Genomic DNA, 10835 nt, shown 5'->3' on the forward strand with positions numbered 1-10835 from the left:
CATTTCCGAAGTGTTTCATAAGACGGTATATTGAAAAGTGCTGCTGTTTCTCTGATAGATGTCCCGTGTTCATTCATATAATAAAGTACATCTAGTTTATACTGGGCTGGGTAGAATGTATAGCACTTTTCAAAGGCCTTTTCACCTGAAGACTCATATCGTCTAATCCACTCACGAAGTACGCTAGGGTTAACTCCTATAGATTTAGCAATTATTTTTCCACTTTCTGTACCATCTAAATATCGTTTCACCGCTTGGTTTTTTTCTTTTGAAGAAAATTTAGCCATAAAAAATGCACCTCCAATTGTTAGACTGTGTCTAACAATTGGGGTGCACTTCACGTTATAGTATTGGCTTTTTCTCACGAGAAATTATCTTTTTATATTGTACCGATCTAATACTTTTTCTAACATTTCTAAAGTTATTGGTTGTGCTTCTTTTATTAATTGATAACCAATACGACCATTCGGTTCCGCTGTAACTTGCTGTAAACTCTTTACGTCATGAATCCCTTTTTCTCTTAATTCCATATAAAGTTGTTGTTCCGACATTTTTGCCTGCATCAAATTCTCTTTTACAATCTCTCCGTTTTCAACAATTATAATGCTACTTCCATTTAAAAATTGTTCCACCTTCCTTGATTTCAATTCAAAGAAATGAATGATAAGTAATATGCTTGCAAATATGATAGCCGCAAATATAGATGGGACTACTTTTCTACTTAATACAGGTTCTACAATAATACGGCCAATTGATACAACTATAATGATTTCAGCTCTTGTCATTTGGCTCACAGATGTACTACCTGTCATTTTCAAAACAATTATTCCAGTAAAAGTTAATATAATACTTTCCAAAATTATATTCATAACTACCCAATCCTTTAATGGTGTATTTTACTATCATTCCCATCAAAGGTGTGTTTTACTTACCTATTAAGTTGTTAAATCCTTCAGACCATGATGGAAATAAAGGTGTCCATCCATACTCTTTACGTGCCTTATTATTGGAAGCTCCTCTTTCCCAACTATTTTTCCCATCTTGAACTTTAGGCTGAGGTGCCCCTATCGCTGCTGCATATATTGGTAACCATTCTTTACTAGTTGCTGGATAATTATCTACAATATTTACGATTCCTGAAGGCCAATTAAGGGCTAGCATAGTAGCTCTTGCAGCATCTTCAACATGTATAAACGAGCTTATCCCGTCTGATGCGATAATTTCATTATTACGAACTTGATTTGCTATTAATCCGTTTTCCGCATACCATGTTCCTGGTCCGTATAATGTGCCGTAACGAAGTATAACCGATTCAGGTAACTCAGTAACAGCTTTTTCTAATTTCAATATGCCATTAACAGTGACTTGCCGAGGCATAGAAGCAGTAATATGTAGTGAGTCTTTTTCAGTCGCAAATGTATCCCCTGATTCATACGCCCATGAAATACTTTGAGCGATTATTTTCTGTACCCCTACATTTTTAGCGGCATCGACAAGGTTACGAGTGCCTTTTGTTCTAATTTTTGCATTATCCTCAAAATTCCATGAAGACAATGACGTTAATTGATGAATAACTACATCGGGATTTGTTTCTTCTAATACAGAAAATACAGCCTTTCTATTAAATACATCAGCTATTACTGGTATGGCACCAATCTTTTTCATTGCTTCTACTTGCGAAGTATTACGGATCATCGCAAAAACTGTATGCCCATTTTTTATTAACATTGGCAATAAAGAACGTCCTATTACACCAGTTGCACCTGCTACAAATATTTTCATATATGTTCCTCCTCATTTAGTAATCATAAATGTGACGAAACATTTGTAAGGTATGTGACAAATATTTGCTTATTTTTTTCGTTATTCATATGAAACATATACTTTTAATGGTTTAATTATCCCTAAACTCAATTCATCAAAGCATTCTATGAGTGAAGTATAATGTATTTCATGTTGAAAGATCTCTTCTATAAATGGTGTTTTTCCTATTTCTTTAAAAAACCAATCTGCATGCTTTTGATAATCGTATCCGTCACTTGATCCAATGATTTGCAATTCTTTCTGATAAAAGTTAGCAATTAATGTTAGTTCTTCTATATTACCATCAGACAGTATACATATTTCACCATTAGTTTTAAGAGCTTTTTGCAAAGTATGGAACCCACTATTTGTAGCAGAACATTCAAAACCATAATTATATGTTTCTATTATTTTCTCTTCTGAATCATATATGTTTTTCGCACCAAACTTCTTTGCAAAATCTTTTCTATTTTTATTAGGCTCAACAACATCCACGTGCTCAACGCCTACATAGTATTTTAAGAAATAAAAAGCGAGTAAACCAATAACTCCCATTCCAGTTATAAGTACTTTTTCATCCTGTCGCGGGTTTAGTTTCAACACTCCTTTAGCAGCATCACACGAAAGAATAGATAATAAAGCAACTTTAGGTTGTATAGAACTAGGCACTCGAATTACTTTATAACCCTTAACTATCCCTATCGTTTCATGTCCATAAAAAGAAACTACTTTATCGCCTACGTTTACATGTGTTACTTTATTACCAACTTGAATCACTTCACCATAACTTTCATATCCAGTTTTTCTTGGATAAAAAGGATTCGTATCTGTAACATCGGATCCATTATACTGTGGTAACTCGGCCCCAATGCTTATCGCTCCTGCGATTGTTTTAACGATAATTTCATCGTCCTGTATGTCCTTAATTTCATTTGTTTCCCACTCAAGTTGTTTAGGCCCTTTTACAATTAACTTATATTGTTCCATTTATATCCTCTCTTTTTATAAAGATGTTATAAGTAATATTGTTATCCATCTAGATTTCGACTAAATTTATTTACCTAATAGATGATAAATTACCCTTGCCCAAGTTTATACCTTTAATGCTCCTGTACATTTCTGTTCAGCGTCTAATACTTTAAAATTACTATTCTGATAACATTTTAAGAAAAGTTGTTGCCGCCCAAATGAAATACGCAAGTTGTGTCACGATATACATCGTAATTTCAAAACCTGTAAGCTTTCTTTCCCTTTTTATTTTCTTTAAATATCTATAAAAACAAAATGAACATAAAATCAGTAAAACAATAGACATTTGATATAGATTTTCCACTAAAAGAACTGCCATTTATTTCATCACCTTTCCAATAAAGTGAAACTTTAATCAGTGGGGGTTTTGTTCATCCTTCACTGATTATCAGCCCTCACCAGTCGGGATTTAACGGGATAAAAAATATATAGTTCAAGCATATCATTTTAACGGAACAAATTACCACAATTTTCAAATTGAATAAACTTCCTAAGTAAAAGAAGTCACTTTTCGGAAATGTTTCAATACAATATTATGTAATTCAATACTCACTATATAATATTAGATTAGGTTTTCTTTTACTGTACATGCTTAGGAGGAAGTTTTACATGCAATTGATTCATAACATACAAAAAACGTTTAATAACCTATGTAACTACGATACGGTCAATTTAATACACGCTATTCAATCATTAAATATTTCACTTCATAAAATATCTCCTTTTATTACTTCACCAGTTAATCTTGAATACGGAAGGAACGTTATCTATCAGTCTGAATTTGTAGAGATTTTAGTATTAAAATTCCCCAGCAAAGCAAAGACTTTTGTGCACGATCACGGAATATCTGTAGGATGTATACTAATAGTCAATGGTACGCTACAAAATATAACGTACGAAAATAATAGCGAGCGGATTGAAGAGTTTACAGAGGGAAATATTTTCACAGTAAAAAAAGATACTGTGCATAAAATGTATAACGCTACAGATTCAACAGCAATAACATTTCACGTATATTCCCCACCATTAAAAGATGTACAAATATATGAGTAGCCTTTAAAAGGAGGAAATATGCAAAATTTGAAGGATTACTATATAAAGAGCTTACAAGATGGTCGTAACGTTTGGCTCTATGGACAAAAAGTAGATGTAACTACAGACAAACATTTTGCAGGTACATTAAGTACCATTTCTAATTTATTTACATTGTTTGATGACCCCATACGAAGAGATTCTATTGGATATGTGAGCCCAAAAACGAAAGAATTTGTTCATACTGCATTTTTAGTTCCGAATTCCTATAATAAATTATTAATGAGAAGAACTGCATTTGAAACGTGGAGTTATGCTACAGACGGTGTAATGAGTAGATTATCTGATTATGCAAGATCGAGACTTACTGGCTGGTACGTATCAAGATATTTTTATAAAAAATTCGATGCACAGTTTCCAGATAAAATTACATCTTATTATGAAAAAGCGAGAGATAATCACTTGTTCTTAAGTGTAGTTCAACGTGACCCACAAATAAATCGTTCTACAGAATCAATATTGAATGCAAAAAATTTAGGGTTACTAAGAGTTACGAAGGAAACTTCTGATGGAATTTATTTAAATGGTGCAAAAATGGTAGGTACTGCTTCTCCTTATTCAAATGATTTATTAATCTATCCATTAGCAAAACTGACTGATACTCAAAAAGATTTAGCTCACTTTCTCATTGTGGCAGCCAATTCCCCTGGATTACATATGGTTTGTAGAGAACCATTTGCGAATGCAAACTCAAGTACAGTTGATTCCCCTCTTAGCTCACAGTACGATGAAATGGATGCACTATTAATCTTTGATAATGTATTTGTACCATGGGAACGTGTCTTACTGTATAACAACCCTGAAGCATTATGGAAATTAAAGTCAGATATAGCTTCTAGTAGTTTAGCTTATCATCAAGCAATTGTACGATTAGTAGTAAAACTAGAATTTATAACTGCAATTGCTTGTGAAATTGCTGAAGCGATCGGTGCTACTACTTATTTGCATGTTCAAGAGAAGCTTGGGGAATTAATTATGCAAATCGAAACAATTCGCGCACTTTTAATTGCTGCTGAAGTTGAAGGTACTACAAATGAAACGAAAACTTATTTGCCGAATTTTAAATATATCGAAACTGCAAGGAATCTTGGTTCCAAATATTATCCCCGTGCAATAGAAATTTTACAATTAATTGGAGCAGGTGGGTTCATTCAACTTCCTTCGAGCTCAAATGACTTCCAGAGTCCTATAGCTGATTTATTGAAAAAGTACTTTAAAGGAACTAATATAGATGCCGAACAACGCACAAAATTATTTAAGTTAGCCTGGGATACCATCGGAAGCCCCTTAGGATCTAGACACGAATTGTATGAAAGATTTTATGCTGGAGATCCAATACGAAATACAGCTATGCAATATGTAAATTATGATAAAAATCACTTTAAAAAGATGATAAGTAAATATTTACATTGATGAAAAAGAGCACTCTTTGCTAAGAGTGCTCTTAAAAAATATATAATTATCCAATTACATATATAATTGCTCCGGCCACAACTGCTACTTTTCTCTGTAATGGTTTCATCTTATTCACTTTTATTTTTATAATTCAGCTTTATTACTTCTGGTATATACTTCCTATCATATTTTCTCGTATAGATTTCTCTATCAGGAGTAACTAATTGTAAAACAATCTCACCACAAACCCCATCTAGTATTTCAAATTCACCTTGTACATTTGAAATACTGCGTTCCTTACTTTCAATTGAATCTTCATATATTTTCACATTAAATATAGGTTCGTTATTTTGATCTACGATAATACCTCTTGAATACTTAGCAACTGCTATGCATTGATCCTCTTTTTTATACTATGTAATCACAACAATTGCACCTGCCACTATAGCGCTACATACAAACAAGAGAATGATTTTGCGCCTCACAACGAACCTCCTAATTCAAATTATTCTTTTCTAAACTGAAAATTAAACTGTCTTAATTGCTTGATTTCCTCAATTACTTTACGAATACCTTCTTCAATCTTATCTTCTTTTACATTCGAAACATTTAACTTTAACAGTTTTTCTTTAGGAAAATTCCTCATATAATTCTTATCAATAGTATCGACACTTATTTGAATGTCACCTAATTTTTGTATAAGTGTTTCTGTAACTGTGTTTTTCTGCATTTCTAAACAAGTGTGTATTCCAAATGTGTTTTGTCTATTATATGTAAATAATGATGGATTTTCATTTTGCACTTTTTCTAATGTTTCTGCTAGTTTTATTGATCTATTGTAGTAGGAAGAATTAATTTTACTTTTATGACGTTCAAACATACCGCTCTTTATATAAATTTCTAAAGCCGCTTGAGAAATCATTGGACTATCAATATCTAGTATCTTTTTGTATGTATAGAACGCATTTGCAATGGATGGTGGGATGACTGCAACTCCAACCCGTAAACCAGGAAAAATAATCTTCGAATAACTTTTCAAATATATGACATGACTACAATTATCCAAGCTATATAACGGATCTGCTTTTGAATCAGTTTCTAAATCTGCTAAATAATCATCTTCCACTATAAATACATTGTATTTCTTAGCCAATAGTGCGATTTTTTCTTTCTCATCTTTAGAATAAGAAGTTCCAAGCGGATGATGATATCTCGGTATCGTATAAAAGAATTTTATTTTTCCAGTTTGAAATATTTGCTCCAATTCATTCAAATCGATACCTTCATTCGTACGTTTAATACCGATTACAGGAACTTTATTTATTTCTAGATAATCAATATATAGATGATATGTTGGCTGTTCAATTAATACAGTTTCATTTCCATTCGGAAATGGTATAGAAGTTAATATAGCAAGCGCCTGCTGCACACCTGATGTTATAAAAATATTGTCTTCTTTCGTGAACACTTGATAATTTGCCAACTGTTTTTGAATGACTGGAATTAAAGATGGTAACCCTTTCGGTGTTCCGTATACGAACAAATCATTTTTATAAGTATCAATAGCCTTATTAATGCAATGCTGAAAATCTAAATATGGGAAAACATCTGGATCTGGTGCTGAAGAAGCGAAATCAATTATCTCGTTATTTTCTATGGTACTCCCAGATTTCTTAACAACGTAGTATCCACTTTGAGGGACAGAATATATAATGTGACGCTTTTCTAATTCATGAAGCGCACGTATAACTGTTGCCTTATTACATTCATATTGCGTAACGAGTGACCGTATAGACGGTAATTTCTTTCCTTCTTTTATACCTCCATTTTGAATCTTATTTTCAATGTCATTTAAAATATGTAAATACTTATACATTTTACACCTCCTTCAGCAATTCTATATTTGATTCCATCGGTTTTCTATTCATATAGCATTCATTCCTCAATTAGTTAATTTTCCGATCATCTATATCGTAAATCCCAATAGCATATGAATCATTTTCAATCCATTTCTTTACTGCTTCTGTTTTAAGTACAACTTCAACTTCTTTTTCTATTTTCTGTCCAAGTTCTCTCGCCCCTACTTCATCATCGCTAATCTTAGTTTTTATATCAATGGTAACAGGTTGATTCTTTTTATAATTTATTTGCTGAATACCAAACCCTTCATATCCATTTTTTCTGAATACATCATCAAATATATGTCCAAAAACTTGATTCCATCTACTCTCTGCCTTTACAACTTCTCTATTTCTTTGAGTTATATTGATTTTATAAGACGTTACACCTTGTATCACCAATCTTTTATTAATATCATTTTTTATTTCGTTACTATCTTCGCTATCAGCAATCTCTAAATCTACTATCCTTTCTTTTTCATCTCTTATAGCAGCACTAAAAAAAGATTCCTCCTTTACCGCTGCTGTGGCAATATCCATCACTATAGAATCTTCACTTTTAGCATCTTCAATGTCATTCTCACAGGCACATAATAAAGCAAATGGAAATAAAAGTACAAGTAACTTCTTTCCCTTTCTCATGTAGCACCCCTCCAAACATTTTCATTTACGATAAACTTTTTACTTTGACATATAAATACCTTCTTTAATTATTAAATTTAACATTATTTCACATTTTCCCCACTTAACAAGGAAATTACAATTAATAAATAGAATATCTCTATGAATAAATAAAAAGTGAGGGATATATAATGCAACGTGTAAATACGATTGATATTAGTAATGTACTACAATTGGACAAAACTCTTTCGACTTTATTAAATAAAATGATTTCTTCAAAACTAGACCTTGAAAATTGGTTAAAAGAGCAGTCAAAAGTAATTTGGGACGGAGAAGAACAAGTAAGATCACATTACATCGCCTTTCAATGTAATACGGATGATGAAGAAATAAAGGATACTTTTGAACATGATCAACAATTTGTAAAGCCACTTTTAAAGCGGTACCAAAATTTATTGGATAATAAATATTTAGAGTCACCTTTTCGAATGGAATTAGATTCTAACGTATATGGTTTATTAGATACAAAAATAAAAAACGCTCAAAAGTTATTTTGTGAGGAAAATATTGAATTAGAAATAAAGGAAGACAAATTAATCACAGAGTACTTTGAAATCACTGGAGGATTAAGTGGAATTTGGGACGGAGAAGAAAAAACGATAACAGAATTACAATCCTATTTACAAGATTCGAATCGTGACACCCGTAAAAAGGCAAAAACCATTATTTCTGAAAAATTTTTATCTGTTGAAAAAGAACTCCAAAACATATTAAATCAATTAATTGAAATTCGCCATCAAAAAGCAAAAAATATTCAACTAGAGAATTATCGCGATTATATGTTCAAAAAATACGAGCGTTTTGATTATTCAGCGAAAGATTGCTATGAACTAGCTGAATCCATACGTAAGTATGTTGTGCCTCTTAAAGATAAAATATTGCTAGAGAAAAAAGATAAACTGCAAGTTGATACGCTTCGCCCGTGGGATGTATCAGCTGTAACTCCAGATCAAAAAGTACTTAAACCTATTGCAAATGAAAATGATTTAATTAAAAAGAGCACTCATATCTTTAATAAACTAGATGTTGAATTTTCAGCACTTTTAAACCGAATGTCTAAACACAATTGTCTTGATTTAACAAGCCGCAAAGGAAAAGCAGCTGGTGGCTTTTGTGAGTACTTACCAGCTTCACAATTATCTTATATTTTTATGAACTTAAATTATACACAAGATGATATTGTCACTTTTATACATGAAATGGGTCATAGTATTCATAACGAACTCATAAAACCATTAAAATTACGACAGTATATAGAAATTCCAGCTGAAACAGCTGAGCTAGCCAGTATGACAATGGAGTTATTCTCGCTTAATTATTGGGATACCTTCTATACAGACAAAAAAGATTTAAAACAAGCAAAAATTAACTTCTTTAAAGATGTTATTTCATATTTACCCGTTATGCTTATTGTCGATCAATTTCAACACTGGCTGTATGAAAATCCAATTCATACTTCTGAAGAAAGAAATGAAAAATACTTACAACTTCAAAAACATTATCAGTCTAGCGTCATACATATTGATGGTTACGAAAACTGGATAGCAACGAGTTGGTTACCTGTACTCCATATTTTTGAAGTACCATTTTATTATATTGAATATGCGATCGCCCAACTTGGCGCTTTACAAATGTATAAACAATATAAAGAGGAACCTAAACAAGCACTAGAAAATTATAAAAAGGCATTATCACTAGGAAGCTCGCAATCTATAAAAGAAGTGTATGATGCAGCCGGTATTCGTTTTGATTTTTCTGGTGAAACAATTAAAGAACTAATGCTATTTGTAGAAAAAGAATTAGAATTACTTGAGCAATTATAAGAAGAAAGCTGCACCTATATTTTTGGTGTAGCTTTCTTCTTTATTTTATTAATCAGCTCTATGTACTGAGTATCCCCATATCCGATTGTTGGAAAAAGATAAAACAACTTTATTAATAACTCACGAGTTGATAAATCTTTATTTTTAGAGATGAATTTCATTACTGCATTATCTTCTGTTAACATTTCTAAAAATAAGTCTATAGCCTGATACATTACAGGTGGTACTTTATGAGAGGTCTTTTTATGGTTTACTAATACTTCATTGTATATAGAAGAATAATTCCCCAATTCAAGTTCAATTTGATTTACTTTAAATTCATCCTCTCTAAAGCTATTTAAGTATACCTTCCCTTCATAAGCAGACTGTTCAAGGTGAGAAAGTATGGTAAGTAGGTTCATTTGGCAAAACATATCTTCACCAAACCATAGAACAATACATTTATACTTTTTCGTAAAAAGGTTTTCTAACGGATCTATAACCTTTTTTATATAACTTTCTACTGAACTGTTATGTCCTTTCGCTCTTGTTTTAATAAACTCTTCATTAAAAACTTGAGTAGTAGCCGAGTTCACACACATTGCCTCATTAAATGGGGCATAATCAGAATTACCCATTAGCTTTTCGTTTTTAAATTCTTCATACATAACTTGACCATTTAATATGTTAAGTACCTCTTTATCAAATAGCTCACTCTTCCTATCTCGTAACTGTTCAACCTCTATTTTTCTAGAAATATTCATTTTAAACGCCCCTTCTTTATTTAAATTTAGTTTAACAAATGATTGAATAGGCATTTTGTTAAGCTGGTATGTAAATGTCAAGATGATCATGTACATTTTCACTTGTTTAAGTATGTACAAATTTAATCATTTTCTTTACTAAAATGATCTTTAATTCGATATGATTGTCCTACAATGCTAACAACGGTAGCGTGATGTAATACACGATCTAGTATGGCATTAGCTATTTTAGGGTCCTGAAAGATTTCATCCCATGATTTGAAATTTACATTCGTAGTTAAAATCGTACTACGTTTTTCATAACGCATATCAATGAGTTGGAAAAATAATTTTGCATCCTCCGGATCAATTGGTAAATACCCAATTTCATC

General features: G+C 31.8%; 11 protein-coding genes and 2 pseudogenes. 3 read left to right on the plus strand and 10 right to left on the minus strand.

The genetic code is table 11. The features are described from left to right. The 5 genes from ATL10_RS29460 to ATL10_RS29480 form a co-directional block, all read right to left on the minus strand. Positions 1-287: transposase (locus ATL10_RS29460; RefSeq protein WP_142669977.1), on the minus strand; the 287-nt coding region annotated here is incomplete at its 3' end. 84 nt (positions 288-371) lie between these two features. Next, complete coding sequence (locus tag ATL10_RS29465) at positions 372-869, minus strand: DUF421 domain-containing protein (RefSeq protein WP_001021414.1); 498 nt, start codon at positions 867-869, stop codon at positions 372-374. A 55-nt stretch (positions 870-924) separates the two neighbouring features. Then, positions 925-1782: an NAD-dependent epimerase/dehydratase family protein gene (locus tag ATL10_RS29470; RefSeq protein WP_072938510.1), complete on the minus strand. Its 858-nt coding sequence runs from the start codon at positions 1780-1782 to the stop codon at positions 925-927. 81 nt (positions 1783-1863) lie between these two features. After that, on the minus strand, positions 1864-2790 hold the full coding sequence (locus tag ATL10_RS29475) for a zinc-dependent alcohol dehydrogenase (RefSeq protein ID WP_098839842.1): 927 nt from the start codon (positions 2788-2790) through the stop codon (positions 1864-1866). Positions 2791-2950: 160 nt separating this feature from the next. Then, a complete protein-coding gene (locus ATL10_RS29480) occupies positions 2951-3151 on the minus strand; it encodes a hypothetical protein (protein WP_000279697.1) in 201 nt (66 codons plus the stop codon). Positions 3152-3441: 290 nt separating this feature from the next. Here ATL10_RS29480 and ATL10_RS29485 point away from each other — a divergent pair, with 290 nt between their 5' ends. Then, a complete protein-coding gene (locus ATL10_RS29485; RefSeq protein WP_001176002.1) occupies positions 3442-3885 on the plus strand; it encodes a cysteine dioxygenase in 444 nt (147 codons plus the stop codon). 18 nt (positions 3886-3903) lie between these two features. After that, complete coding sequence (locus ATL10_RS29490; protein WP_097924129.1) at positions 3904-5337, plus strand: 4-hydroxyphenylacetate 3-hydroxylase family protein; 1434 nt, start codon at positions 3904-3906, stop codon at positions 5335-5337. A 110-nt stretch (positions 5338-5447) separates the two neighbouring features. Here ATL10_RS29490 and ATL10_RS29495 read toward each other — a convergent pair whose 3' ends face one another. The 3 genes from ATL10_RS29495 to ATL10_RS29505 form a co-directional block, all read right to left on the minus strand. Continuing rightward, positions 5448-5711, minus strand: a complete 264-nt coding sequence (locus ATL10_RS29495) for a carboxypeptidase regulatory-like domain-containing protein (RefSeq protein ID WP_225988574.1) — start codon at positions 5709-5711, stop codon at positions 5448-5450. A gap of 113 nt (positions 5712-5824) precedes the next feature. Continuing rightward, a complete protein-coding gene (locus tag ATL10_RS29500) occupies positions 5825-7195 on the minus strand; it encodes an aminotransferase-like domain-containing protein (RefSeq protein ID WP_061660657.1) in 1371 nt (456 codons plus the stop codon). Positions 7196-7265: 70 nt separating this feature from the next. Further along, positions 7266-7859, minus strand: coding sequence for a DUF4030 domain-containing protein (locus ATL10_RS29505; protein WP_001225391.1), 594 nt, complete (start codon positions 7857-7859; stop codon positions 7266-7268). 170 nt (positions 7860-8029) lie between these two features. On the opposite strand from ATL10_RS29505, the gene ATL10_RS29510 reads away from it, so the two are divergent. Next, positions 8030-9721 carry a M3 family oligoendopeptidase gene (locus ATL10_RS29510; RefSeq protein WP_110498153.1) on the plus strand — a complete coding sequence of 564 codons (1692 nt, stop codon included), beginning with the start codon at positions 8030-8032 and terminating at the stop codon, positions 9719-9721. Between the two features lie 14 nt (positions 9722-9735). On the opposite strand, the pseudogene ATL10_RS29515 reads toward ATL10_RS29510, so the two are convergent. Continuing rightward, a pseudogene (locus ATL10_RS29515) lies at positions 9736-10533 on the minus strand (AraC family transcriptional regulator); the annotation flags it as partial. 53 nt (positions 10534-10586) lie between these two features. After that, a pseudogene (istB, locus tag ATL10_RS29520) lies at positions 10587-10835 on the minus strand (IS21-like element IS232 family helper ATPase IstB); the annotation flags it as partial.

Source organism: Bacillus sp. 196mf (assembly GCF_003217275.1).
Lineage (GTDB): Bacteria > Bacillota > Bacilli > Bacillales > Bacillaceae_G > Bacillus_A > Bacillus_A thuringiensis_S.

Coding starts and splice junctions, on each gene's coding strand:
- ATL10_RS29475 (WP_098839842.1), bottom strand. CDS start 2,790: ATGGAACAATATAAGTTAATTGTAAAAGGGCCTAAACAACTTGAGTGG.
- ATL10_RS29490 (WP_097924129.1), top strand. CDS start 3,904: ATGCAAAATTTGAAGGATTACTATATAAAGAGCTTACAAGATGGTCGT.
- ATL10_RS29510 (WP_110498153.1), top strand. CDS start 8,030: ATGCAACGTGTAAATACGATTGATATTAGTAATGTACTACAATTGGAC.
- ATL10_RS29485 (WP_001176002.1), top strand. CDS start 3,442: ATGCAATTGATTCATAACATACAAAAAACGTTTAATAACCTATGTAAC.
- ATL10_RS29465 (WP_001021414.1), bottom strand. CDS start 869: ATGAATATAATTTTGGAAAGTATTATATTAACTTTTACTGGAATAATT.
- ATL10_RS29480 (WP_000279697.1), bottom strand. CDS start 3,151: ATGGCAGTTCTTTTAGTGGAAAATCTATATCAAATGTCTATTGTTTTA.
- ATL10_RS29470 (WP_072938510.1), bottom strand. CDS start 1,782: ATGAAAATATTTGTAGCAGGTGCAACTGGTGTAATAGGACGTTCTTTA.
- ATL10_RS29505 (WP_001225391.1), bottom strand. CDS start 7,859: ATGAGAAAGGGAAAGAAGTTACTTGTACTTTTATTTCCATTTGCTTTA.
- ATL10_RS29500 (WP_061660657.1), bottom strand. CDS start 7,195: ATGTATAAGTATTTACATATTTTAAATGACATTGAAAATAAGATTCAA.